Here is a 26,034-nt window from a genome sequence, read left to right as displayed (position 1 = left end):
CCTTAAAAGCGAAAATACAGAAATGGATTAAAGGAAGCATCAATTAAGTACGCGGTTGTCAGCAAAAGCATCACCATGCATACCACAGGCTCTGCCCAAGTAAGGGCAATCGCTCCAAATGGTGTCTTGCGGATTCTGCCTATGATTCTCTTTGGCAAATCAGTGCTTCCGGTTATGGCTATCACAAATATGATAAGATAGCTTCTTAAATAATAGGCTGACTGGACTCCTGTAAGCGCCAGTCCGCTCATTCCGAACATGGAACGAAGCCGTTCCGCTGATGTACTCAGATCAGGTGCATCAAATATGACGAAGCTTATAATTACAAGAAGCATAACATACAAATGAGAAATGCTTTTCGGCATGTTCTTTAAGTAACTGCCGATCCACAGCTTCTCAAGCATCAGGAGAATAGCAAATAACAATCCCCATATGATAAAATTCCATGCCGCACCGTGCCATAAACCGGTCAGCATCCATACCAAAAAAATATTAAAGAGCCAGCGCAGCCTGCCAACACGGTTTCCTCCTAAGGGAATGTATAAATAATCCCTGAACCAGGTTCCTAGGGACATATGCCACCTGCGCCAGAATTCAGTAATGCTTTTGGAAATAAATGGGTAATTAAAATTCTCCTGAAAATCAAAGCCAAATATCTTGCCTAAACCGATTGCCATATCACTGTATCCGGAAAAGTCAAAGTAAATCTGTAAAGTAAAGGCCACTGCATAAAGCCAGTAGAATAAAACATTTTGTTCCGGGGAGTCTGCAAAGGCTTTGCACAATTCTCCGAGTGTATTGGCGATCAGCACCTTTTTTGAAATTCCAAATAAAAACCTGCGAATTCCAATGCGGGCGTTTAAAAAGCTGTGCTCCCTTCTGTCCAGAGCCTGTGCGATATCCGTATATCTTACAATAGGACCTGCGATCAGCTGAGGAAAGAAGGCCACATAAGTGGCCAATGATAACAGATTCTTCTGGGCCTTTGTGTTTTTTCGGTAAACATCAATGGTATAGCTGAGAATTTGAAACGTATAAAAGCTGATGCCAAGGGGAAGAACTACGTTCAGCATCGGGACTGATAATCCAGTCATGGAATTAATGTTTGCTATAAAAAAATCCACATATTTAAAATACCCCAGCATTCCAAGGGAAAAGACCACCGAAACAAGCAGCCATACCTTCCCCCATGCCGAACCGGAGTATCGCTCAATGAGCAAACCAAGAATGTAGTTCACCAAGATGGAAAGGCCCATAAATATGATGTATTTCGGCTCTCCCCAGCCGTAAAATATTAGGGAAGAAAAAAGCAACACACCATTTTTCAACTTCTTCGGGCATACAAAGTATACGCCAATAACCAGAGGTAAAAAATAATATAAAAATGTTATGCTTGAAAATACCATGCTGTCACGATTTAGATAACTTAAGGTCGAAATCTGTACCGCACATTTCCTTAAAGGCATCTACAACCTGTTGGGAGGTTACAGCATCCTTTAAATTGGAATCAACCATAACAAGCATTATCAAATCATTGTAGGTAACAATCTGAAGGTCATCTGCCATAACACAAATCCACTTCCTCGGATCAATCCCATTAAGCATATCCTTTGCAACTGCTTCTGCATCGGATACATTATTTACACGGGCAAGTACCAGGGAATAGGCCTGTGAACCGATCATCGCCTCGGATACAACGGCTTCCTTCACTTTAGAAGCATCATCAAGGCCCATGTTATATTTCACCATATCCTTATTTGTTAAATCAATGGGTGTGTTTTCCAGCCTTAAATCAACCTTAGCTTTCTCGTATATTGTACCAATAATTGAGGTTAAATCTCCTTTCAAAGCTTCCGGCATATTACCTCCGCCCTCTGTCTTTTTGCATCCGGTTACTAAAACCATAACCATGGCCGCAAATATAAAAATTGCTGATATCTTATTTTTCATCTTTATAAACGATCTCCTTTATTTTCATTAAATCAGTATAGAATTCCTGAAACGCCTCCTCGTCCACTTCCTCTCCCTTATGAAAGTCAATGGTTCTCCTGGTGTTCCCTATCTTAAGAATTTTCATTTGACAATTCCTTGCCGCTGCATCCAGTATCTATTTTAAAGCCGTAAACATCCAGTTGACGCCATATTTATCCTGTAAGGATCCATGTAATGTTGCAAAAAATGATGGGATAAGATCCATATAGATCTTACCTTCCTGTTTTAAAAGATCCCAGGCAGCTTTCACAAGCACCTCATCCTTGGTTGTAATGGAAACATACATATTATTGCCATTTGTGTTTTTCTCAGAACTATCGGCACACATAATTTCCGTGCCTTCAATCTGAAGACGGGCATGAAGAACCAGATTTTTGTTTTCTTCGGGAATAGGGAAAGCGGGGTTTGGCGGCATATCACTATATTTCCGCATCTCAGTAATCGTACCGTTAAATGCTTTTTCATAAGTTTTAATTGCCTCTTCGCAGTTTCTATTAAACATCAAATAATGACCTAGCATAGTAAAACCTCCTGTTTTTATTTGTATCAAGTAATTTTAATGATCATTGTTATTTTTTACTTTCTGGTTTTAAATATACCATGAAAACAAACTCTCGCAAAGCAACGATTTTCTTAAATAAACTTTACATTCCATAAAAAAGGCTGCATAAGTTATAATTATGCAGCCTTTGATTATTATACGTTCTCCTGGCGTTCCAAAAGAGAATGCATGATATGGAGGATATTATCCTTACTCATTGGTTCGGCATGTCCCATGACACAAATATCAAAATCAAATCCTTCTATCGATGTAATTAATGAACGAAGTTTCTCTTTATCTAAGAAGCAGTTGTTATAATAATCAACCCCAACCGCATCTCCGATGAATAATACTCTTTCCTGACGTATCAGGATACAGACACAATCCTCACTATGAGGAGATTCCACATGATAAAGTTCCGCAGTTATATCCCCCAGATCAATTTCCATGGATTCGCCAAAAGAAAGATCGGAGGTTACCACTTGTGTCGGCCGCTTTATCAAACATGCTGCAAAACACGCAATCTGTTAGTTGTCTAAATTCCATTAAAAGATTCTCCTGTCGTATTTCTATTTTGTGAATCCGGGGCAGAAATATTATAAGTGCTCTTTACAGGAAAGAGTTTTTACTTCCACTTTAAATACACCGATAACTGTTCTCTTTACTCTGATTTCGAAGCATTCCACATCTGTTATCCGGCAAGTATTCAAATCTATGCTTATTGTACAGCTGGTCAGCAGGGCAATTCGCTATCAGGCAAATATAGCTGTCCTCATGTGTGTTCTCATCAAAGTAACGGTCAATGGCCTGCATGATTTGTTCCGCATAACCTCTCCGCCGGTATTCTCCATCAACCATTATATCACTTACAACGTAGGTGATGCCTCCATCCCCAACTACCCTGCCAAAACCGATCAGTTTTTCTTTATCATACAGAGATACAGCAAACAGAGAATTCTTTAAAGCAATTTTGCTTCTTTCCAAATCTTTATTACTCATTCCCGCACGTAACCGAAGACTTATGTAATCCTGGGCTTTTGGAGCTTCATATACTATCTGTATATCCATATTTTCCTCCCTCAACTTTCTAACTATATATAATAGAATCGTTCACTGCCTGATGATTGAATCAGACTTTAATTTGCTTATTTACCAAAATCTCTTCTACTGCTTGTCTCCAATACTGTTCGGGAATATCTGGCCATATGCAAGTACCGGTTTCAGCTTTACATAATGCCATAGCCCTTTTCAATACTGTGCCAGGCGATATATTACCGTTTCGTAATAAGTTTTCTGTTACAATGCACCAGTATGGTGCATATTTGTTAAGTCCTGATGTATGTAATTCCTCTATTACCTTTTCTACATCATATTCAATACTAATAAATTCTTCTTTCCATTGTTTGCCTGTTTGATGTAAAATCAAAAATTGAGATTTTCTATTACTAAACAAAGGAACTCCGACTGATCCAGCATTTAGTACCGTTTTTCCGTTAATTTCAAATTTGGTCTGAATGTGAGTATGCCCGCATACTATCATAGAATACAGCAAAGACCCTGTTGTGGAATCTTTATCTTTCCAGCCAAGTTCACCGTTATTATAATAATCTATCCAATAATCTTCTTTATTTCCTCTGATGAAATAGCAGTTGTACTTCTCAGCCATTTCAAAAATCATTTTCATTGTCTTTTCAGGATATGCCAGTTCACCAACATAATCTCCTAAAAAAGCAAAGGCTTTTACGCCTCTAGACAATGCGTATTCCACGCATTTTTCCAAAGCAATGTAGTTGCCATGTATATCTGATAGTACTGCAAAATCCATTTATAATTACCTCCTTATATCGGCATTTATTTTTCAATGGATAGCTTTGCAGCCCTTACAGCATGAATTTGTGCAGTATCAAAAACAGGCAATTCCAAATCCTTTTGCTGTATCAGCAGGCCGATTTCTGTACAGCCGAGAATAACTCCCTGTGCACCTTGTTCTGCAAGGCCGCGAATAATGCTGAGGTATTTTTCTTTCGATGCCTCTGAAATAATTCCCAGACACAATTCATTGTAAATCACATCATTCACAATTTCAATTTCCTCTTCATCTGGGATAAGAACTGTAATTCCTGCATTAATTAACTTATCTTTATAAAAATCCTGAGTCATGGTATATTTTGTACCCAACAATGCGACTTTTGTAATGTTATGATATTTTAATTCATTTGCCGTTGCCTCCGCTATATGAATAACAGGAATCGTAATGCTGCTTTGGATCTGGGGAACTACCTTGTGCATCGTATTTGTACAGATCACAATAAACTCCGCCCCTGCTTTTTCAAGATTTTTAGCTGCTGCTGATAAAATAGCAGCACTTTTATCCCAGTCACCGTCTGCCTGGCACTTCTCAATTTCAGAAAAATCCACACTATATAAAAGCACGTTTGCTGAATGTAATCCTCCCAGCTCATTTTTCACTGTTTCATTTACAATTTTATAGTAAGTAACCGTGCTTTCCCAACTCATTCCGCCAATCAGTCCTATTGTTTTCATTTTTGTTTCCTCCCCCTAATTATTTATTGATATCATATCATAATTATCTTACATTGTCTTTAACTGCTAAAAGATAAATCTGTCTTTGCCTGTATATCGAGTGAAAATAATAAAAGAAAAGGGAGATTTTCCAGTCTCCCTTTTCTTCAACATAAAACCCGTCTTCCTTCTTTCCCACTTTTATAAATTGCACACACCAGCTCCTGCGCCGCCATCACCTCTCTTGATGTATTACGCGGTATCTTCCCCTCTGCCAGGCAGGAATAAAAATTCTGAATCTCTTTCATATGCCCCACACCCCAGTACTGCTTTACATTTCCAAAGTCAAAGGTTTCCATGGGGTTCCTGTCCGCTACCACCTGCCGTCCATCATGAAAAACAATCACCGCCTTCTCTCCGGTCAGATTCACCATACCCTTTTCGCAGTGCAGCTCAATCTCCACTGGCGCATCATAAGTATAATAATTCATTGCATAAAAGCTGGCATTAATCCCGCTTTTATAATGGATTAGCCCTTCCGCGCAATCTTCCACCCTTATGGTCTTATGGGCCCTGCTGCTGATGGTGGCATCAACCCACTGAATCTCAGAATCAATAAACCAGTTCATAAGATCCAGCGTGTGAATAGCCTGATCAATGATCACACCACCGCCCTCCTTCTCCCATGTCCCCTTCCAGTTACTCCTGGAATAATACTCATCAGACCGGTTCCAGGTTACGGAAGCCTTAGCGGAAATAATACTTCCCAGTCCTCCCGATTCCAATGTCTTTTTAATCAGAAGCGAGCCTGGATTATAACGGTTTTGAAAGCTAACCACTAAAACCCGTTCGTTTTTTTCAGCCGCCGCTTCCATCCGTTTTGCATCCTCCAGTTCAATGGCCATGGGCTTTTCTGTTAATACATTGATTCCATGCTCCAAGGCATAGACAGCCATTTCCGCATGAAGATAGTGAGGGGTACAGATATGTACCGCATCAAGCTCCTCCTTTGCTATCATTTCCCGGTATTCCGTATAGTAGCTGCATCCGTACTGCTTTCCCGTCTTCTCTGCAAGTTCTCTGTTACTGTCGCATACTGCCACAAGCTGTACGCATGGCTGCTTTTTGATTGAAACCGCGTGCATAGGAAAGATTTTCCCGCAGCCAATAATTCCTGCCTTCATTCTTCTAAGCCTCTCTCTATCTGTCAAATTCAATATGTTCCACTCTGGTGGTTATATGGCTGTCCGTGGACTGGTAGGCGGCTACAGCCACCTCTAAGGCCCTGGCTCCGTCTTTTCCTGACGCCAGTGGTTCTTTCCCGGTTCTTAAGACCTCCACGAACTCACGTATCAATCCCTCGTCACCACCTTCATTCCATATCACGTCCTCGATGATGTCACCTGCTTCATCCACGATGTGGTTGACCTGTCCGAAGGCCTTTACCTCCAGCACACCCTTTGTCCCGATAATTTCCATATCCACCTGAGGCCAGATGGGGTAATTTTTATGATGTGCCCAACTGCAGTCAATGGTGACAAACGCTCCGCTTTCCATTTCAGCCATGACTATTCCGCAGTCATCGATCTGCCGGTTATGAATCAGATTACCGCTTTCACAGTAAACCGAACGGTACTCGCTATTTGTAAACCAGCGAATCAAGTCAGCCAGATGAACGGTATGATCCATCACTCCGCCGCCTCCCGACAGTTCCTTATTCAAAAACCAACCGGACGGTATTTTCCCGTGGTTAATGCCTGTTATGCTTAAAATATCCCCTATTTCCCCGCGTTCCACTATCTCCCTTGCGGCCGTAATATTCGGGTTAAAGCGCATGGGAAATGCATTCATAATACGGACTCCGGCCTCATCTGCGGCCTTAACCATCTGCTTGGCCTCAGCCGCAGTCAGGGCAAAAGGCTTCTCAACCAAAATATGTTTTCCTTTTCGTGCGGCATCAACCGACACCTGACAGTGCATTTTATTGTTGGTACAGATAATAACCCCGTCCACTGCTTCATTAAGAAGGTCATGGTAATCCTTAAAATATTTGGTATTAAACTCATAAGCCATCTTAGTTCCCCGAAATTCGTCCTCGTCGGCTATGCCCAAAAGCTCCACTCCCGGAAGCGCCAGCAGGGCTTTTGTATAACTTACAGCATGCATATGTTCAAAGCTGATTACACCTATTTTTATATTCTTCATTCTTTATAGTTTGCCTTTCTGCGAATGGCATCAACGGGGTTATGAACCCCTGCACCTCTCGTCTTGTTTTTTTTATTACACTTAAGTTGGAATGGCATACCGCTATAAGCTCACCGGCTGTCCTGACTTAGATGACTGTATGCCCGACAATACTACCTTCAATGCTTCTACGGCTTCCTGACCGGTTACCGCCAAAGGTAAGTTATATTCGATAGAACGCACAAATTCATTCAATTCCGCACAATAGGGCTCTGATAACCCCTCGACCGGTGAAAATGCCTCTAACTTGTGCAGGCCATTTTCACAAGTCTGCTTGATCACAGGAGAGGTGGTCAGATTATCGAATTCAATTTGTGCCTTTGTTCCCACAATTTCATAGGTTACATGGAAAGCAGAACCGCTGGGGTAAGCCCAACTCCCCTCTACATGGGCTATGGCTCCATTTTTCAGGCGAAGCAGAAGGATACAGTGCTCCTGACCTGCCACTGTGCCGTTAAAGCTTTTCGCATAAACCCGTTCTACTGCTCCAATGTTGCGGATGATCCAGTCCACATCGTGAATCACCAGATCCAAGATGGGGCCTCCGCTTTTTGCATAGTCCTGATACCAGTTCTCCCAGCTCCACTGAGGAAACGCTTGATTTCTTGTAGTCCTGATCAGCCTCGGAACCCCCAGTCTGCCATTTTCAATCTGTTCCCCTGCCTGTTTGTAAGCTGGGAAAAAGCGCAGCACATGACCCACAGAAAACTTTACTTCATTTGCTCTGGCCGCTTCCAGCATGGCCTCACCATCTTCCATTGTCAGAGCAATGGGCTTTTCACAAAAAACGTGCTTCCCCTTATTCATGGCTGCAATGGCGTATTCCTTATGGAGATAAGTAGGAAGGCACACATCCAGCATGTCAAAGTCTCCCTGCTCCAACATTTCTTCGAAGCTTTTGAACGCTTTAGCGCCGTGGTGCTCTGCCAGCTTCACCGCCCGCTCCTCTTGTATATCGCAGAAGGCCGTTACAGCTGCCTCCTTAATCTTTAAATATCCACCGGCATGGGTTCTTCCCATAGTTCCGCAGCCGATCAATGCAATTTTTACCATTACCGCATCCCTCTACTTTCTGTCTTTTCTTTATCTGCATGTACGACCGTGTTCCGGTTCATACAATTTAAGATTGTATTTTTTTACCAATTCCATAGCCCGCTCATTTTTCCCAAGGATGTTGACAGCATGAGCGTCGCTTCCTGGCGAAAATAAAATGTCCTGCTTTGCCAACGCCTCTACCACCCATTCTCTTGGCGTTTTCGTGGCACCATGCAGCTCATATGCCTTCCCACTTTTCTTAAGCTGCTCTCCCAACTCCTGGATAAATGCAGGATCAAAGTATTCCACGCTGATGCTTCTGCAGATTTCCTGTCTTCCCTCATAAGTCGTACCCTCGACCAGCATCGGCCCGATGGGAAGGTATCCTTCCGGGTGACCCAGTACGTGTCCTTCTCCTGCTGCCATCATAAGCAACTTTTTCTTATAAGCCAGCCAGTAGGCATCACAGAAATACACTCCCTGCCGAAAGGGATAGTCTCCCTCTATATAATGGGGACTGGTTATAATGAGATCACAGGCAGAAAGGCATTCCCGGTCAATGCGCAAATGCCCGTATTCATCCGTACAGGTCTCAATGCCGCAATAGACCGTAATCGGTTTTCCCCCAGCCAAATTTCTGATTCTGTCAAAATGACGGAGTAACTCCCCTGTAGTCTTTTGATGTCCTGAAAGCCCCGGATCATATACATCGAAATGGTCCGTAATTGCCAGCTTTTCAATGCCCAGAGCGACAGCCAGATCTATGACTTCCTTTGGAGTCCTTTCCCCATCGGAAAATGTTGTATGTACATGATAATCTACCATAACCATACCTTCCTATTTAATTCCGGATAGCGACACGCCTTCCACTAAATATCTCTGGAATATGATGTATATGATTAAAACCGGAATGATAGCCACAGCAGCAGCAGCCATTTTTAAGTTGTATGAATCGTAATACTGGCTAGACAGCTTGGCAATGGCTAGTGGAAGTGTCCTTAACTTATCTGAGTTCACCACAAGAAGAGGCCACTGGAATGCATTCCAGCTTCCTACCATCTTTTGAATGGCAATGACCGCAATCAGAGGCTTTACTGCAGGAATTACGATTTTCCTGAAAATCAGCAATTCTCCCGCTCCGTCTATCCTTGCAGCTTCTAAAAGCGGCGTTGGAATGGCCGACATGAAATTTCTTGCCAAAAAGATGCTGAAGGCATCTGCCATCCCTGGTATGATTAAGCCGGCCATGGTATTTACCAGCTTTAACTGGTTTGCCATGATATAAAGCGGGATAATCGTGGCCACCCATGGAATCATGGTAGAAGACAGAACCATAAGAAATAGTACATTCTTTCCCTTAAATTCATACTTTGCAAATCCATAACCTGCCAACAGGACGATAACAATTGTTGAAAACACCTGTGTGACTGTAACTATCACGCTGTTCCAGTAATAAAGACCTATATTCAATTTTTCAAACAGTTGCCTGAAATTATCCAGAATAAAATGTTCCGGCAGCAATGTTGGCTTCAATACATAAAATTCTTTCGATTCTTTGAAAGAAGCAAATATCATCCACACAAAGGGGAAGGCAATAATAACAGCCAGTCCTAGGGTTATGAGGAAGAAAAAGACCCTCACAGCCACTTTTTTCGTTTTTTCTTTATTCATTTGGTTGCACTGTCTCCTTCCTATAATACATCCATTTTGGTTGCTTTATATTGGACCAAAGTAATGAGCAGCACAATAAAAAACAGACCGAAGGACATTGCGGATGCGTATCCCATCTGATAGCTTTGAAATCCTTTTTCGTAAATGTAGTTCACAACAGTTCTGGTGCTGTTTAGCGGTCCCTTTAACATATAGGTCTCCTGGAAAATCATAAAAACGCCGATTACATTTTTCATGAGAAGGTAAATATGGGCAGGGCGCAGCATAGGAAACGTAATGTATCGGAATGTCTGCCAGCCGCTTGCTCCATCGATGGCGGATGCTTCTTTTATCTCGGCTGGAACATCCTGAAGTCCTGCCAGATAGATCAACATGGCCTCTCCGAACCCCTTCCACACCTTGAAGATAATAACAGACAGTACGGCTGTAGAGGCATTTTCCACCCAGCCAAGACTCTTTAGGCCAAAAAAGCCTAAGATACTGTTAAACAGACCAAAACTGGGCTGGAAGAAATATTCGAACAGAATCGCCGCAGCAATTGTGGAGGTAATAACCGGTGAATAAAATATAAGACGGAATAATTTGACGCCCTTAATTTTTATATTCAGCAGCAGCGCAGTACCCAGACCTGCGGCCATAACTAGAGGCACATAGATAAAAAATTGGCCCATGACAAGGCACGACTTCCAAAAATCCTTATCCCCCATGAGCCTGATATAATTATCAAGTCCTACAAAATTTTTTTTCGGGCTTAAGGCCGACCAGTCTGTAAAGCTGATGGGCAGAGCCATGATGGCCGGCACCAGAGTAACAAGAAATATATAAATGATGGATGGTGCAATAAAAAAATACGGCACTGCCTTGTGCATAGTAATCCGGTTCCGACTTACTGCGCCTTGAGATACTTTCATTCAAAAACCTCCTAACGTAAGTACTTGGAAGCACCAAGCGGGACCTGCCGCTTGGCACCCTTTTTTGATTTTTATACCGGATTCTTTAATTCATCATTCATTTTGCTCTGGGCATCCTTTAAGATGGTTTCAAGCGGTTCATCTGTCTTTAAAATCCGATCCATAGATTCTGTCCAGATGGTATTAAGCGCAGAGGTCTGGAGCACCCCAACAAATGAATCATTCAGGGATTCAATGGCAACCGCCACTTTCAGCTCTGATTTTAAGCCCGCATCCTCTAAGAGTGTTTTTCTGGCCGGCAGCTCTCCCGTCTTCTCTGTCCACTGCTTTTCCACGTCCTCGCTGCTTAAAAACTGTATGAACCGGGTAGCCGCCTCATCTGGAGCCTTCGCGCTCATTACGTAGCCCCATGAGGTCACGCAGGTTGCACGGCTCTCTCCCTTTGCCGGAATCAGCCCCACTCCAAAATCCAGATCGGGAGCTGTTTGCGGTAAATTGCCGATCATGGCTGGATGGCCTAACATCATGCCGATCAGACCCTGCCTGAAACCGGCCCAGCTTTTTACGAATTCCGTGTTATATACCTTGTCGGTTTTGTATGACGCTATGTAAGCTTTTATCGCCTCCAGGACCTTCGGATCGTCAGCAAATACGTACTGACCTGCCGTGTCATCATAGAAGGTACCACCGTACTGCTTTATTATGGAAAGCACTTCCGGTGCATATCCCGTTCCACCCCATCCGGACTGAACCAGCTTGCCGTCTTCTGTCTTTGTCAGCTTTCTCGCCCAATCAAAAAATTCTTCCCAGGTCTGCGGACCTTTTTCCGCATCAAGACCAGCCTCAGACACCAACTTTTTATTCCATAACAGTACGATTGTCTGTAAGTCTGTAGGCATACCGTAATATTTGCCGTCGTATTTCAAACCATCTACTGCCGCAGGCACAAAACCAGCCGTGATCGAATCTGCAGACATAACGCTTTCAGCCAGTGGTTTTATGGCTCCGGACTGCGCAAGTTTTGACACCATTCCGGACTGTATCTGAAATACATCGGGAGCTGTATCAGTTGCAAGTGCAGGAATCAGTTTCTGACTGTAATCTGCCTCCGGAATAAATTCCAGATTTACCTTAATATCCGGATTCTGCTCTTCAAATGTTTTGACAAGCTCGGTCATCATATCATCTCTCGCCGCACTGGAATGCTGCCAGTATGTCAGCGTCACTGGAGACTTTTCTCCACCGCCGCTTTCCTGGGAAGCTGTTGTTTCTGCTGTCTTTTCCTGGCCTGCTGCCCCTCCGGATGTCTCCTTTACAGCTGCCTTTGAACAGCCAGAGATTCCTCCAGCCACTAACGCCGCTGCGACCATCAGTGATACCATTTTCTTCATTATGAAATCCTCCTCTTATTTAGAATATTTAGGCGTTTGCAAAACACCAAAACCCGCTTTTGCGGTGTTTTTTCAGGCTAGAAATCCTGTCAGTTTTCTGATAGAAACCGCAGTAAATACTTCTTTGTCCAGCACATACTCCGCCATACCATATAACGATGCGTGATTTCCCAGCGTGGGAGCCTTAATCGATATACTAGAGGTAAATGGCTTAAGCGCCTTTTTCTTCACCCACGCCTCCACTGTACCAGCCATTTCAGGAATTCTCGCCACTGGTCCGCCAATTACTACCAGATCGGGATTGAATAGATTAACTGTATTGACCACGACCACAGAAAGTAATTCAATCTGCTCTCTCATGACCCTTGAGGCAATTTTGTCCTTTCCTTCTAATGACCTGTCAATCAGCACATCGTAAGAAAGCGTAGTACCATCAAATATGGTTTCCGGATAAATCGTTTCATATATCTGTGTGTACTGCGCTGCCGCAGGCTTTTCTCCCAGAAGTGTCCCCACACAGCCTGTAGACGAGCATTTGCACGGCAGTCCATGAAGATCTATCGTGGTATGTCCGATTTCAAGGCCGCAGCCAGTTAGCCGCAGGAGGTTCCCCTCACTAATCACCGACATGCCGACGCCCTGATCACACAGAAGGTATACCATGTTTCGGCTGTCCTTTCCTGTTCCGTAATACTCCCCCAGAATCAGGGCATCCGTATCCTTAAATACGTAAACCTCCATATCCTTATTAAATAACCGGTCGCTCAAAGCCTGGAGATCAACATTCTCCAGATATAGTGCAGCGGAATAAACGATACTTCTTGTACTGTAGCAAATAACACCCGGTATACTGTATGCAACAATAGATATCTGTTCCATCAGATTTCGCTGCTGTTCCTTAAGCTGAGCTGCTGCCTCTTTCATCGCACTGCGAAATGTAGCCTCATCGTGAATTCTAACTGGTAAGGATTTATGCCAGATAATTTCACCTTTCAGATTCACAATTCCTGCAAGAATCCCTTTTGTAGTCACTTTAACAGTAAGAATTCTAACCCTTTCTCCATTTAAGCTGTATATCATAGGTTTTCTGCCGCCGCTGGACTCACCGTAATATTTCTCTGTCAGGAGTGTTTCTTCCATTAGCTCCTGAATCAGATTCGATACCGTAGCCGCGCTTAATTTCGTAACTCCCATGATCTCGGCTTTGGTCACTTCATTCTTTTCCCGGAAAACATTCAATATGTTTTGCTTGTTTATGTATTTAATTGTCTCTTTTCCTGCCTTCAAACAATCACCTTTCCATTTCTTCTCTCAGAATCGAAGTAAGCCACCTGCCGGTTGCATCTCTGGGTTGTTTCCAGCCCAAACAATATGCCAGCGTGGGAATTAGATCCTTAGTGTACACCAGGGAGTTTTCCCGGTAATCTGACCTTATACCAGGCCCTGCCATTGCTGTAAAAATGTGCTGGCATTTCTTATGAAGGCTGTCATGGGTCGCATATAAATGTTCCTGGTCAAGGGGATATAAGGAAAAGCTTTCTCCCTCCGCCGGACTGATTAAAAGGTCTGCATAATCCCGGTACACGCCCCGGTCCGCAAGCTCCTTCGCTGTCATGACTGTTTCCACATAAGGCAGCTTAATGATGCATTTCTTTAAAGCTTCCACCTTCATTGCCCTCAAGTCTTCTGACTTTTCATTCAAGAACATCTGACACTGAATATCATGGGAGGTTAAAAGGATATCATAATCCTTCATTTCCACTTTTCCTTCTTTACATACAGCTACTCGGAATCCCCATTCCTCCAGGGCGCATATAAAGTCACCTAACCGGCTTTTCCCTCTGTAGCTAATCATGCCATGGTCTGTGGTCAGAAGGAGATACATAGAATCAAACAGTCCTTTCTCTTCCAGACTGTTAAACATCTCCCCCAGCATCTCATCAATTCCCTCCAGCACCCGGCAGACGTTATCAACACGCTTTCGTTCCGAATCTGCATAGCACCAGGGAGGATTATGACCCACAGAATCCAGATCGTCTATGTACAGGAACACGGCTTCCGGAAATTCCGGATACTCATATACGGTTCCCTTATCCTCTATGACATTTTCCCGTATAAGCTTCAATAACATGGAGAAACGTATCCTGTAGTCACCACCAGGTTCCGTATAAAGCCTGTCTCTCTTCCCCCTGACAGCGCCCTTTCCTTCCAGCGCAAACTGCTGGATGGATACGAAGGTTCTTCCTTCCTCTGCAAGTGTTTCACCTATGGTCTGCGCCCGGTTAAGGCGTCCTGTAAGAATTATTTCATTGGCCTCCCTATCCCAATACTTATCGCAGTTTCCCGTTCGGTCTGAATAGCAGCCGCTGACAATTCCTGTCTGCATTGGGACGGTAATGGACGGTATTCCAGTATAAGCCTGTTCAAATAAAACACCTCTTTTCACAAGCTTTTTTATATTAGGGAGGGCCTCCTTCCCTGCACTCATCTGATCATAATAGTATTTTCCAAAACCATCAAGATTGATGTAGATGAGACGTTTTTTCGTCATCGAACTCTGTATCCTCCCTCATTCTATTTTTAGTCACTAAAATAATTCGGCTTAAATATAATTCAAGCTATCTATAATGTCAATTATCTTTTTGTTTTTTCTCTTTTTATTGGACATTTTTCACTTTATTTCACAAACTTTTTTTAATCATTAAACTTAGTTAAAAGAAGTAGGCAAATTCTTGTCCTAAAGACCTGCTTGTGTTATATTTGAAATAAATTGGAAAGGGGATTACTTTATGATAAGAGCAATACAGGAAGATGAACTGGAAGAATCCAGACGTATATGCTTTACAGTCTTTGAACGGACCATAGACGGCGCCTCCTGCGCTGCGGAATCTGCCGCTAACATACAAAAGCATCCGGTTACCCGAATGAAGCGGGATTACCGTAACACCCTGGCCTGGTTCGATGAACAGAAAGCCATGCAGGCATGTGTTTCCCATTGCGTCTGCTCAGTGGAATTTGACGGTGAAGCGGCTTCTATGGCCGCGGTCGGCGATGTAGCTGCCATGCCCTGCTGCCAGGGCAAAGGGGTGATGAAAGCTCTATTTGGAGCAATGTTAAAAGAATGGCACACCCATAATATCCAATTTTCTTACCTTTATCCATTCTCAGGAACGTATTACGGCCAGTTTGGATACACCTACTGCGTACGCAGAAAACATTGGAATTTCCCTATGGCACAGCTTCCTGATTACAAGGATCTTGGCACCATAGAGCTTTATCAGCCATCACGGCTGGAAGATTTAAAAATGCTTTATCACGCTTTCTTTGCCGGATGTAATCTTTCAGTCATGCGGGAGGAAATCGAATGGCACCACGCCGTGGGGCAATATGAACCAGACCGTGACTTCCGTTTTACCTACCTGTATTACAACGAAGCCGGATCCCCCTGCGGCTACCTCATCTACTCGAAAATTACAGATGAAAAACAGACTGTTACCATGAACTGTCATGAATTTGTATATTCAGACATAGAAGGACTTATGGGACTGATTCATTTCTGTAAAAGCAGACAGGCCTATTATGACAGAGTTTGCATCCCCCTTCCGGACTTCGTCCCGTTTGATCTTCTCTGCTTGGAATTTAATCTGCCGGCAGGACGTGCGGCTACCATCCATCAGATAATGCACGGCATGGTACGAGTCGTCCACGCAGAGGAAGTCTTAAAGGCTGCACAATACCTCGGAAACGGTTCTATTCGTCTCTTTCTCAACGACTCCTGGCTCCCTGCCAATAGCGGTTTATGGGAACTGGGCTGGAAGGAAGGCCGTTATTCCTCTCTCCATTATAATGCGGACGGTTCCGAAACCCAGGCCGATACTGTCATGGATATCACTCTGTTCTCCAGGCTAATTTGCAGAGGTGTTACAGAGGAAGAGCTCCCCTGTCTGCCGGCTGAATGCCGTCGATGCGGCAATGATACTCTGCTGAAAGTTTTTCCGAAGAAAAAGTGTGCGATTTCAGATTACTTTTAATTCCTGATGGCCCGTCTGCTCCTTAGTGAGTAAAACGGAAATGGGCAAAACTAAAAAACGGCGGCTTTTTTTAAGCCGCCGTTTTTCACAAGCATATGAACTACTGGACAGATAGCCGGATTTATTATCTAAAAAACAGTCCTACAACTCCTTCAAACTCGGATTGTTGAAGTTTGCCCATGTGAAATTATTATCAATATATCGAACCATTCTGTAAGCCATAGGCTTAAATCCGCACTTTGGCCAAAATGTCGAAGAGGCAAGATTGGTTATCCTCCAATCAGTTATGATTCTCTGATATCCTTTTTCTTTTACCAGCCTGCTGCCTTCATTCATTAATTTCTTCCCAACACCGCCTCTCATTTGGGTTGGGTAAATGCCTGCGATACTTAGCTCCACTCCATCATCAGGCGTCATTAAATCCGGAATAACTGGTTCGTATACCTGAAATCCCAATTCCTTTCTGTCTTTTTCCGCAATGAGGATCATTGCTTCCTCATCCTCTGCAAGCCCTTTATATCCTTCCCTTATTCTCACTACAATCTCAGGTAAAGCTGGTTCAAACACAGGCGCAGAATTTTGATAGGAAAAGATGATTCCAGACATTCTCCCCATTGCTTCCCTATCTGCTTTACCGGCGATTCTGATTTCTGCATCAGATGCAGTTTCAAATGCATTGTAATCTCCAATATTCATTATCCCATGTACTTGCTGGATAGAAAAGCTCAACCCAAGGAAAGCCTCATAATACCCCTTGCTCCCAAGAGGTATTAATGCATATTGGTGAAAACAGCCTTTTTGGATCCACAGGTCAGAAACTTTAGCATAGAGAGTTCTTATGAGTTCTGAGGGCTGGTCTCTCCTCACTGCAATCCCTTCATAAGGCACCCAGACATGCCTGCCTCTCTCATGGTCAATCTTTATCTTTCCTACGATATAGCCGACCAATTCATCATTTACAAATGCACCTATCCCAATTGATTTATTATTTTTGAATAGTTTTTCAAGTAAATCCTCGATATATATTGTATTGAGACAGCTGTTTCTTAAAGATGGGAATTCATTACTCTCAAGATTCTGCCTGCACGTCAACAGGTCAGCCATAGCTGGCACATCATCATTACTGATCGGCCTGAATTCATAAAATTTCATATCTTATCTCCCCACTTCATTTATTTTACAGTTTGTATTCCCCACTTTATTCCGTACTCATGCGTTTCGCCCATTCTTCTACTCTCCGGCTGCTTTCTTCTTCTGATAAATCCTCGATCCTGGTCATAATGGTCCATCTCACACCAAATGGATCCAGAATACTTCCAAACCGATCCCCTGAAACAAAGTTTGAAACTTTCTCCCGGATTTTTGCTCCTTTTACCACCGCATGATCAAACACCTCATCAACATCGGAAACATAAATTGCCAAAGAATAGCATGCATTATCATCCCCTGGTGGTAAAACCAGTTGATAAGCCGGATTCGCAGCTCCCAGCTGCAAAAAGCCAGTTCCAAAATCAAGTTCCGCATGAACAATGATACTATTACCGTTTTCATCGGAAAATTCTGTGCTGTCCTTAACCCTTGCGTGGAATACGGACTGATAAAACATAATTGCTTCTGAGGGATTATTTACTACGATGAATGGTGTTATGGATGTAAACCCATTCGGCAGCCCATTTTTTGTATGATCTCCTGTTGCTCCCATGTATTTCGCCATTGCTCTTCCTCCTTATTACTAATCATCAATATAATCTCATTATATATTATCTACCCTGACAGCAGCTGTCAGTATTATCGTTAATTTTGATAATATTCCATTAGCTCCAACGCAATGTCTGCCAGTCTTTTTTTCAGGTTCTCAGGCTCTATGATCTCAATGGCTCTCCCATAGGATAATAGAAAATTTGGCACATATCCATTCATAACTCTTTCTTCAAGTAAAAAGACAGCCTGATTTGGAGTCCTCTCTTTCAGATAATGACCTAAAAACCAGTGAATGCTCAAGTCATCCAATGCCTCTGCCCTGCCTCTGATCACGACTGAAACCACCCTGTCCTTATTTGCCAGGTCAGGTAAAAGATTCTGTAGGAAGAATTTTTTGGCGGAAAAGGCTTCCGGACGTTTAAACGTCATTTGCGTCCGGTTTATCTGTAAAATCCGCTCAGCACGAAAGCTGCGGATTTCATTTCTCAGATGGCAGAATCCAATGGTATACCATTTATTGTTCCAGTAAATTACACCGTATGGATCAATTATCCTTTGCCTGGATTCTTCTTCATGGCTTGTACGATATTCAATTTCCACGGAATACTCATTTGCCACAGCCCGCTCTATCTCTACCAATTTCGGCTTAACAGAAGAATCGATCTCGCGGCTTATCACTTCAAAACCGGTTAAATGGCGATCGACAATGCGTTTCTGTTCCCGGTTGGAATACATTTTCAGTTTTTCTGTTGCCCTGCTTAATGCTTCATTAAAAGGGTACCCTGCTTCTTTTGCAAACACAGCTGCATGGAGAATGGCCTTTTGCTCATCTACATCAAAAAATAAGGGCGCATTGATAAAATCATTCAGCAGACTATATCCGCCATTCTGGCCTGCATCGGATACGATCGGTACCCCGCTGGCACAAAGCGAGTCAATATAGCGGTATACAGTCCGTATATTGATCTCCAGCCTTTCCGCTATTTGTTTTGCAGTAATTTTTGTCCCTGAATTCAGCATCCAGAGAATTGCCAGCATATTATCGTTTTTTGACATTGATTAACCTCATTTTCTCCTATGTTTCCCATTCATTATCAAAACTGCATCTAAGATATTTATCTTCTGTAATTAATTTACACAATAATCATTAAAATTACAATCAGAAACTCAATCTCTGTACAGCGTTTTCCTTATGCCACGTCCATGAGATCCAAATTATGCCGGCCTGCAGCTCATGACTCCCCTATTTTGTTATATTCACGAAAGGTTTCCAATATATTAAACTGTAATGATATTATGAGGTATAATCAATGGCGGTTCCATTAAATCAAGTTATAAACCCCACGAATGAACAACGGCGCGAAATGATCAGAACATCATTAGAAACGGCGGGCCGTCCGGAAGATTACGAATATATTGTTAATTTACTAAGTCCTCCCCCGGATATCACAAATTATGCATCGCCGGGAGAAATGAAAGGGGTAAAAATCGGTATCATCGGAGGAGGTCTGGCCGGCTTATCCGCCGCATTCGAGCTTCGTAAGCTGGGAGCCGATATTACAATTCTGGAAGCCAATGAAAATAGAATCGGAGGAAGAGTTTATACCTATTATTTTGATCCGGAAGGCAAATACTACAATGAATTCGGCGCTCATAGAATCCCGGTAACTCATGAGACCACCTGGCATTACATCAATTTATTAGGCCTCAACACCCTTCCACTGTCCGTAAGGAAGCGAAATAATTTTTTATATGTACATAATACCCGTTTAAGAACATCAGACTCCATTGAACAAATGCTTTATCCTTTATACGATTTGACCCCTCAGGAAAGAAGCACTCCCTGGCCAGAGCTTGATGACTATGCCTTTTTGTATCTTATGTTGCAGCTTCCGCCTGAAATCCGTTCAGAACTAATACAAATTTTACCGGAATATTCCCCGGAATATCTGACTCTTACAAACTATTCCGTCCGGCAGACCCTGGAAAATCTGGGATTGAGCCAGGGGGCGATCAGCTTGATCTCAGGAGTCAGCCCAGGTACCGGTGCTTTACTGAATGTCAGTTATGATGAAATCACCCATGAGGAATATACTCTTGATTACCGTAACATCTATACCATCGAAGGCGGAATTGTAAATCTGCCATATGCTTTTGTCCAATCCCTTCTCACAGATAATCCGACTCAGTATCAAAATATTCCGGCTGCTCAGCTTGGCACGGTTAAATATCAGCCTGGACAGACGGTTATAGGTATTTATCAGTCGCCTTATAACAATCAAGTCATTCTGACTCATCGTAATGTGCGGAATCTCAGGAGAACTACCGATGTATTTGATTACGTTGTATGTGCGATTCCCTACTCCACTTTAAGAGAGGTTGAAATCAAGCCATATTTCAGTAACCTTAAGATGCAGGCTATTTTAGAATTTAATTATATTAATTCGCAAAAAACACTATTTATGTGCAATAAACGCTTTTGGGAGCAGGATACCGATTACGGAAGAATGGTGGGGGGATTTTCCCAGACAGACCTGCCTATTCAGTCCATCTTTTATCCTGGAGATCATATCCTTTGCCCCGATATTTCCTCCTGTTCGCCGGATGAACCTGGAGTACTGGTGGCTTCCTATAATTATCATTTAAATGCAACAAGGGTGGGAAATATGAGCGAAATCCCCCGGTATAAACTGATAAGAAGTAATGTGGAGGAAGTTCACGGATTGCCAAGAAGATTCTTAGATTCCATAGTGGAAGACCATAAGACCGTTGTTTGGGATAATCAACCCAATATCCGGGGAGCTTTTGCTATGGCACTTCCAGGTCAGAAAAAACTATTTGCCTATGAGATGCTGAAACCGGAATTTAATCAGAGAGTCTACTTTGCCGGTGAACACCTATCCACAAAACATGGCTGGATGCAGGGGGCATTATATACCGGTAAAGAAGCCGCCAATCAGCTGGCGAATACGTTTCACGATCAGCTTAATTCTACATCGTCATGAGTAAAAGCCGTTTCAGGCTAAAGCCCATGCATAAAACCGCTGCCCTGTAACATGGGGCAGCGGATCATTTAAGAAATAAATTCATAACTTTTACGGTATGTTCCTTATTTCCATAGGCCTTTTTCACTCTTTCTACTTCTATATATCCCATCTTACACCAAAACTTATACCCTATGTGGTTATCTTCTAAAACCCCGATTCTTAATGCCCTGCCATGTTCTTCCAGAACCCAGTCTTTTATAGAATCATGTAATTTTCTTCCCAAACTTTTTCCTCTTTCCTTTGGGTCAAGCATAAGTAAGCCTATTATCCACTCTCCAGTCGCTTTATAATCTTTAACCATATCAATTACAGCAATTAAAACATTCTTTTTATATACTCCAAATACAAACTTGTCTTTCATTGCTTTACCCGGCGGCAAGTCAAACAGAATGCTTGTTCCTGCATCCTTTTCAGGCGGTCTGCCTTCAGTTAATTCAAAAAAGTCCGAGCATCTTTCACATAGATCTTGTACGTCTACCTCATCATCGCCTGACAATAACCGGATATTGTATTCATGCTGCCCTATTATTTTATTTCCTAACAATATTATTCCTCCTTTCCTATTTCTAAATTATAAAAACCGCCTCAGTTCACTCTAACAGGATTGGAAGCACCGTAGTTGCTAAAATAAAGATTATAAGTGCAGCGATCGCTATGAGACTTTTAGGATTTCCAAAATTTAAGGTATAACCTATTCCGAATCGTTTTTCTACAAAAAGAGATGGATCTTCTTTGTTGCAATACAGAAAACCACCCAGCCAATAACGGTCATCATCCACCTTGTTTCCTGTCACATCATCCCTTATATCCAACCGGCTTCCTCCCTGGCCGACCTTTACCCCAAGATAAATACAGCTCAAAAAAACAACAGCAATAAAGGCAAAGGGCAGAACCATCATCAGCTTTTCATTTATTATGGACAGCATAGTAAGTTGAATGCAGGTAAATAACAGCATTACCATAAATCCGACAGCATATAAGAAAAAACTCATTATACCATGAAAGGCCTGAGTTCTCCGGTGATTCCGCTGATGCCTGGACGTGCCAATGCCAAAATTGATTCCTGCAAACAGAAGGCCGGTGAAGCTTTGGATCAATGGCATCACAGCAAAAGTACCTACGGATTTTGCAGCATAGCGGTCCACTTCTCCTGCAAGGTTGTAATGCATGGGGATTTGACCGGGTAACGATGGATATTTAAACACTGCTGCAATAACTGCAATGCCAATCGGAACAAGATACAAAAGATACCACGCAGTACCAATGGTTTTATCCGGCTTTTCACTGTTATTTGTCACTGTCTCCGTATCAATCTCCCAATCACGTTCTTGTTTGATCGCCTTGATCTCTGAACGCGCGAAAAAATAAATGAAAGTACTGGCAGCGAGATACAGGAATATACCGGTAAGCTGGAGCCATAACGCCCGCTCTGCCGGCATCCAGATATAACAAATAGTGCTTCCAATTCCCAAAACCAAACCAATCACAAGACAGCTGATGCAGTAATTGCGCCGCAATAATTTTATCTTAGGATCGTTATATTCGCTAACAGGTATAGAAATACCAAAGCAGATATTTTTTTGTATAAAATATGGGGTTAAAGCAGTGGAAAATAATACAAGAACCCATGAGAACCCCATTATCCCAATGATATAACTTAAATTTTCACTCAAGACAATTTCCTCCTTCTATGCTTTTATTCAAAAGGTCATACATTATAACTGCAAGCCATTCTTTGCCGACGTCCAGGAATAAATGACAATCGGCAGATCATACGTCTCCCTTACTTTCATCATACATCAAATATAGCACTAAAATAGGATTTGTCAATTTTATGATTTATAGCCATTTAAATTTAGCCTTGACTATCCCCAAATGTCACAAAATGAAGTAAGGGGGTGTCAAGGATGGCGAAGCCGCTTGTTAATCCCTGACACTCCCTCATGGTTTTACTATCTGCACCTTTGGAAACATAAAATATTGGTTATTTAGATTATCGTTTGTGCATAATTACATTGGCTTTAGGTTTTTATTTAATCGTTCAACCATCCATGCCAGACGCTTAATTCGACCGGAGTCTGTTTTGGCATCAAGATATGCCCGTGTATATGTCTTTTTTACAGATGGTGTCATCGTCTGAAAATTCGTATAGGCCGGTTCGTGCGCTCTTAACAAATCATTTAAAAGCCCTATTTGTTCATCAGTAATCTCTGCAGGTTTGGGAGCATCCCATTGACCATTTTTCTTAGCTTCTTCTATTTTAATTTTGCCATAATCAGTCATTAGTCCTTGTTTTTCAAGTTTTTCAACAAGCGCTTTATTTTTCTCCGACCACTTACTATTTTCTCTGCGGGAAGAGAAATATTTTATATATCTATTATCGTCAATGCTCTTCATTTGACCGTCAATCCAACCGAAACAAAGGGCTTCTTCAAGCGCTTCATTTGCCCCTATGGTCTTTGGCCCGCCTGCTTTTCCAAATAACAGCCAGATTCCGCCGCTGGAGAGGCAATTTTCTTCTAACCAATTTCTAAATTTATCCCGTGAAGTAAATAGCAAATGTTCAATCAAAATGGTCACCATCCGATTCATTAATTTTATTTTAACCGTACTAAAATGTACTACCGTGCTTCAATATAAAATGGTCTGCAGTTATTTGCCCTGCTATAAATATATTCTATAACACTTCATACATTCAGTCTATCCCACTTTACTTAAAAATTGAAGATTCTTAAGATATTACTTTCCTAAACTTTATCATTCAATAAAACCATATGGATATGGTCTTCCCATAGCAATCCTTAAAGGCTAGAATGATTTCTTATCAATCAATTGCTGATAACTTTTTTTACAGTGGCAATAAAATCTTCCAGATTTTTCGAAAGCCATTTATCTCTATGATATATCAATTGTGAAGCAATTTTATCGTTTATCATATAGCTAAGCGGTACCAGTTCCCCGTTTTCTAACTCTTTCTGCACAGATAGCTGCGGAAGTACACATACCCCAAGCCCGCTAAGTACCGTTTGTTTTATTACCTGCAGGCTGCTTGTTTCAAGAACAACTTTTGGAGTTATGGAAGCTTCAGCTAAAGCTTTTTCAAACATTTTTCGGTAACAGCATCCTTTCCCTGTTAGGATGAAAGGAATACCAGAAAAATCCTCTATCACCACTTCTGTCTTTTTTGCAAGCGGGTATTCAGGAACAGAAAACGCACAAATCGTTTCCTCAATCTGTAATTCAGTAATTATGGAAGGATTACTTATGGGGACATCAAGAGTAAATGCAATATCAATTGTATTATTCGTAAGCAAAGGCATAAAGTCGGTTGTGTCCAAAACTTTTAAAAACAATTCAACATTGGGATGTTCTATTTGATAGGCTTTTATAATTTCAGGCAGCCGATAGATACATATAGATTCAGACGCACCAATGGTGATACGGCCATAGTCATTTTTATCAGCGAATTTGTGCTTTAAATTATTCGACAAATTAAGCATTTGCCGGGCATAAACGATCAATTCTTCTCCCTCTGGAGTAAGGGTGATGTTTTTGCCAATACGCTCAAAAAGCCTTACACCTAATTCTTCTTCCAGTTGCTGTATTTGGGTAGTAACATTAGATTGTGCGTAATGAAGATATTCAGCAGTCTTTGTGAAATTCTTTATTTCACTTAATATTAAGAAAGTATGCAAACGCTTTAAATCCATATGGGATCCCCCTCCTGTCCATAGCATGATCATCTGTATTCAAGATCGTAACAATCGAAACAATCAATTTTACAGATTGATGTATTACATAGTATCATGGGATCAGGAAGAAAGTCAAAAAAATATGGAGGCATGGCATATGGATGTAATTAATCTTTTAACAGAAGCCAATAAAATCACCGAGTTATATACTTATAAAAAAGCAGGCTTTTTAAATGGAAATATTCTAAGTATCGTACAAGTTGAAAATCGGACATTGGATTTTCATGTTCATGAAAATTCCGACGAACTGTTTTACGTAATTGAGGGCAGCTTTTACTTGGAAACGGAGGGAGAAAAATCAAAAGTTAACACAGGGGAATTTATAATTGTTCCCAAGGGTGTAAAGCACCGGCCAGTGGTAACAGTTTTGACGAAATTTTTGATGATTGAGTTGTCAGGGACTTTAAACAAAGAAAACAGCGGAGATTATTATGAGGAATAATTGAACGCAAAACCGTTTATTTGTACCATTTTTCATATGAGCGGCTTTTGGATTGTAGGTCCTCCATGTACCAAAAGCCACTTTCTTTATCAGAGAAGAGCTGCCACCTTACTGTGACTGCTAAACTCTAATCAATACCATCCCACCTTTGCGCCCGAAGCCAGTCTCCCACAGCTCATAAAAAGACAGCCAGCGAAACCCTCCATAGGTTGCAATTTTTACAAAAAATTCATCTTCGAATTCTTCATATCCCACAAGCATGAACCAATGCCAGACCAGATCCTTAAAATTTACATTCTTATGCCGCAGCAGTAAGAAAGGAATCGAGATCCCCTTGTCAATCTGGCTTATGATTTCCCTGGCTGCTTCCTTAGCCGGAACCTCCCCCGGGCAGCCTGTGAGCTGTACATCCGGAGCACCCACATCCTGCAAATATTTATAAAACCCATCCATAAATATTTCCAGTGTATCGATTCCATGAAATCGGGGCTTTAAATAAGGCTTCATTATCTTGGAAAAATTTATATAATCATCCTTGTCAAGTCTTTGAATATCAAAGGGATACAGATGGGTTTTATTGTCATGGAGCGCTGTATTGATGCAGGCATCACAAGCTGCTGCTGCCCCACAGCCACCAAGATGCATCATTGGGTCCCGGAACCAATCCTGATTTCCGCCAAAGGAATCTCCAACTCTAAAATAGGACAATTCTTTCTTCATCTTTTCTCCTCACTTCATTTATACTATAGATGA

At 42.0% G+C, this 26,034-nt stretch carries 28 protein-coding genes; 3 read left to right on the top strand and 25 right to left on the bottom strand.

Going from position 1 to position 26,034, the window contains the following annotated elements; all coding sequences use genetic code 11:
- Positions 1-2: 2 nt before the first annotated feature.
- The 17 genes from H171_RS03790 to H171_RS03715 form a co-directional block, all read right to left on the bottom strand.
- Positions 3-1,238, bottom strand: a complete 1,236-nt coding sequence (locus H171_RS03790) for an MBOAT family O-acyltransferase (protein ID WP_330404281.1) — start codon at positions 1,236-1,238, stop codon at positions 3-5.
- A gap of 172 nt (positions 1,239-1,410) precedes the next feature.
- Positions 1,411-1,950: a hypothetical protein gene (locus H171_RS03785; RefSeq protein ID WP_100303958.1), complete on the bottom strand. Its 540-nt coding sequence runs from the start codon at positions 1,948-1,950 to the stop codon at positions 1,411-1,413.
- Positions 1,940-2,077: a hypothetical protein gene (locus H171_RS24050; RefSeq protein ID WP_157803111.1), complete on the bottom strand. Its 138-nt coding sequence runs from the start codon at positions 2,075-2,077 to the stop codon at positions 1,940-1,942. Before H171_RS24050 ends, H171_RS03785 begins: the two co-directional genes overlap by 11 nt.
- Positions 2,078-2,107: 30 nt before the next feature.
- A complete protein-coding gene (locus tag H171_RS03780; protein ID WP_100303957.1) occupies positions 2,108-2,512 on the bottom strand; it encodes a VOC family protein in 405 nt (134 codons plus the stop codon).
- A gap of 176 nt (positions 2,513-2,688) precedes the next feature.
- Entirely contained in the window at positions 2,689-2,982 is a 294-nt protein-coding gene (locus H171_RS03775; protein ID WP_242976853.1) for an MBL fold metallo-hydrolase, read from the bottom strand.
- A gap of 187 nt (positions 2,983-3,169) precedes the next feature.
- Positions 3,170-3,601 carry a GNAT family N-acetyltransferase gene (locus H171_RS03770; RefSeq protein ID WP_207655171.1) on the bottom strand — a complete coding sequence of 144 codons (432 nt, stop codon included), beginning with the start codon at positions 3,599-3,601 and terminating at the stop codon, positions 3,170-3,172.
- Between the two features lie 61 nt (positions 3,602-3,662).
- Positions 3,663-4,358, bottom strand: coding sequence for a metallophosphoesterase family protein (locus H171_RS03765; RefSeq protein WP_100303956.1), 696 nt, complete (start codon positions 4,356-4,358; stop codon positions 3,663-3,665).
- 26 nt (positions 4,359-4,384) lie between these two features.
- Positions 4,385-5,077, bottom strand: coding sequence for an aspartate/glutamate racemase family protein (locus tag H171_RS03760; protein WP_100303955.1), 693 nt, complete (start codon positions 5,075-5,077; stop codon positions 4,385-4,387).
- A 146-nt stretch (positions 5,078-5,223) separates the two neighbouring features.
- Complete coding sequence (locus tag H171_RS03755; RefSeq protein ID WP_100303954.1) at positions 5,224-6,240, bottom strand: Gfo/Idh/MocA family protein; 1,017 nt, start codon at positions 6,238-6,240, stop codon at positions 5,224-5,226.
- A 16-nt stretch (positions 6,241-6,256) separates the two neighbouring features.
- Positions 6,257-7,261: a Gfo/Idh/MocA family protein gene (locus tag H171_RS03750; protein WP_100303953.1), complete on the bottom strand. Its 1,005-nt coding sequence runs from the start codon at positions 7,259-7,261 to the stop codon at positions 6,257-6,259.
- Between the two features lie 102 nt (positions 7,262-7,363).
- A complete protein-coding gene (locus tag H171_RS03745; protein WP_100303952.1) occupies positions 7,364-8,353 on the bottom strand; it encodes a Gfo/Idh/MocA family protein in 990 nt (329 codons plus the stop codon).
- Between the two features lie 30 nt (positions 8,354-8,383).
- The gene (locus tag H171_RS03740) at positions 8,384-9,160 is read right to left on the bottom strand and encodes a PHP domain-containing protein (RefSeq protein ID WP_157803110.1); all 777 of its coding nucleotides are present in this window, start codon (positions 9,158-9,160) and stop codon (positions 8,384-8,386) included.
- A gap of 12 nt (positions 9,161-9,172) precedes the next feature.
- Positions 9,173-10,006 carry a carbohydrate ABC transporter permease gene (locus H171_RS03735; RefSeq protein WP_100303950.1) on the bottom strand — a complete coding sequence of 278 codons (834 nt, stop codon included), beginning with the start codon at positions 10,004-10,006 and terminating at the stop codon, positions 9,173-9,175.
- Positions 10,007-10,026: 20 nt separating this feature from the next.
- On the bottom strand, positions 10,027-10,917 hold the full coding sequence (locus tag H171_RS03730) for a carbohydrate ABC transporter permease (RefSeq protein ID WP_100303949.1): 891 nt from the start codon (positions 10,915-10,917) through the stop codon (positions 10,027-10,029).
- A gap of 71 nt (positions 10,918-10,988) precedes the next feature.
- On the bottom strand, positions 10,989-12,308 hold the full coding sequence (locus tag H171_RS03725; protein WP_100303948.1) for an ABC transporter substrate-binding protein: 1,320 nt from the start codon (positions 12,306-12,308) through the stop codon (positions 10,989-10,991).
- A gap of 72 nt (positions 12,309-12,380) precedes the next feature.
- Positions 12,381-13,595, bottom strand: coding sequence for an ROK family protein (locus tag H171_RS03720; protein ID WP_100303947.1), 1,215 nt, complete (start codon positions 13,593-13,595; stop codon positions 12,381-12,383).
- Between the two features lie 4 nt (positions 13,596-13,599).
- Complete coding sequence (locus H171_RS03715) at positions 13,600-14,859, bottom strand: alkaline phosphatase family protein (RefSeq protein WP_100303946.1); 1,260 nt, start codon at positions 14,857-14,859, stop codon at positions 13,600-13,602.
- 238 nt (positions 14,860-15,097) lie between these two features.
- On the opposite strand from H171_RS03715, the gene H171_RS03710 reads away from it, so the two are divergent.
- Positions 15,098-16,339, top strand: a complete 1,242-nt coding sequence (locus H171_RS03710) for a GNAT family N-acetyltransferase (RefSeq protein WP_100303945.1) — start codon at positions 15,098-15,100, stop codon at positions 16,337-16,339.
- 141 nt (positions 16,340-16,480) lie between these two features.
- Here the strand turns inward: H171_RS03710 and H171_RS03705 are convergent, their stop codons facing one another.
- From H171_RS03705 to H171_RS03695, 3 genes are all read right to left on the bottom strand, one after another.
- A complete protein-coding gene (locus H171_RS03705) occupies positions 16,481-17,491 on the bottom strand; it encodes a GNAT family N-acetyltransferase (protein WP_100303944.1) in 1,011 nt (336 codons plus the stop codon).
- 46 nt (positions 17,492-17,537) lie between these two features.
- The gene (locus tag H171_RS03700) at positions 17,538-18,053 is read right to left on the bottom strand and encodes a VOC family protein (RefSeq protein WP_100303943.1); all 516 of its coding nucleotides are present in this window, start codon (positions 18,051-18,053) and stop codon (positions 17,538-17,540) included.
- Between the two features lie 80 nt (positions 18,054-18,133).
- Positions 18,134-19,096, bottom strand: a complete 963-nt coding sequence (locus H171_RS03695; protein WP_100303942.1) for a helix-turn-helix transcriptional regulator — start codon at positions 19,094-19,096, stop codon at positions 18,134-18,136.
- 254 nt (positions 19,097-19,350) lie between these two features.
- Here H171_RS03695 and H171_RS03690 point away from each other — a divergent pair, with 254 nt between their 5' ends.
- Positions 19,351-21,045, top strand: coding sequence for a flavin monoamine oxidase family protein (locus H171_RS03690; RefSeq protein ID WP_100303941.1), 1,695 nt, complete (start codon positions 19,351-19,353; stop codon positions 21,043-21,045).
- 64 nt (positions 21,046-21,109) lie between these two features.
- On the opposite strand, the gene H171_RS03685 is transcribed toward H171_RS03690, so the two are convergent.
- From H171_RS03685 to H171_RS03670, 4 genes are all read right to left on the bottom strand, one after another.
- Positions 21,110-21,631, bottom strand: coding sequence for a GNAT family N-acetyltransferase (locus H171_RS03685; RefSeq protein WP_157803109.1), 522 nt, complete (start codon positions 21,629-21,631; stop codon positions 21,110-21,112).
- Positions 21,632-21,677: 46 nt separating this feature from the next.
- A complete protein-coding gene (locus tag H171_RS03680; RefSeq protein WP_100303939.1) occupies positions 21,678-22,760 on the bottom strand; it encodes a DUF1648 domain-containing protein in 1,083 nt (360 codons plus the stop codon).
- A 337-nt stretch (positions 22,761-23,097) separates the two neighbouring features.
- Complete coding sequence (locus tag H171_RS03675) at positions 23,098-23,658, bottom strand: YdeI/OmpD-associated family protein (RefSeq protein ID WP_242976851.1); 561 nt, start codon at positions 23,656-23,658, stop codon at positions 23,098-23,100.
- A gap of 257 nt (positions 23,659-23,915) precedes the next feature.
- Entirely contained in the window at positions 23,916-24,797 is an 882-nt protein-coding gene (locus H171_RS03670; RefSeq protein WP_100303938.1) for a LysR family transcriptional regulator, read from the bottom strand.
- 139 nt (positions 24,798-24,936) lie between these two features.
- On the opposite strand from H171_RS03670, the gene H171_RS03665 reads away from it, so the two are divergent.
- The gene (locus H171_RS03665; protein WP_100303937.1) at positions 24,937-25,281 is read left to right on the top strand and encodes a cupin domain-containing protein; all 345 of its coding nucleotides are present in this window, start codon (positions 24,937-24,939) and stop codon (positions 25,279-25,281) included.
- Between the two features lie 120 nt (positions 25,282-25,401).
- On the opposite strand, the gene H171_RS03660 is transcribed toward H171_RS03665, so the two are convergent.
- Positions 25,402-26,001, bottom strand: coding sequence for a hypothetical protein (locus tag H171_RS03660; protein ID WP_100303936.1), 600 nt, complete (start codon positions 25,999-26,001; stop codon positions 25,402-25,404).
- Between the last annotated feature and the right edge of the window lie 33 nt (positions 26,002-26,034).

It is taken from the genome of [Clostridium] celerecrescens 18A, from assembly GCF_002797975.1.
In the GTDB taxonomy this organism is placed as follows: domain Bacteria; phylum Bacillota; class Clostridia; order Lachnospirales; family Lachnospiraceae; genus Lacrimispora; species Lacrimispora celerecrescens.
The sequence above is the reverse complement of the archived record's forward strand: the minus strand, read 5'-3'. Positions and strand labels throughout refer to the sequence as shown.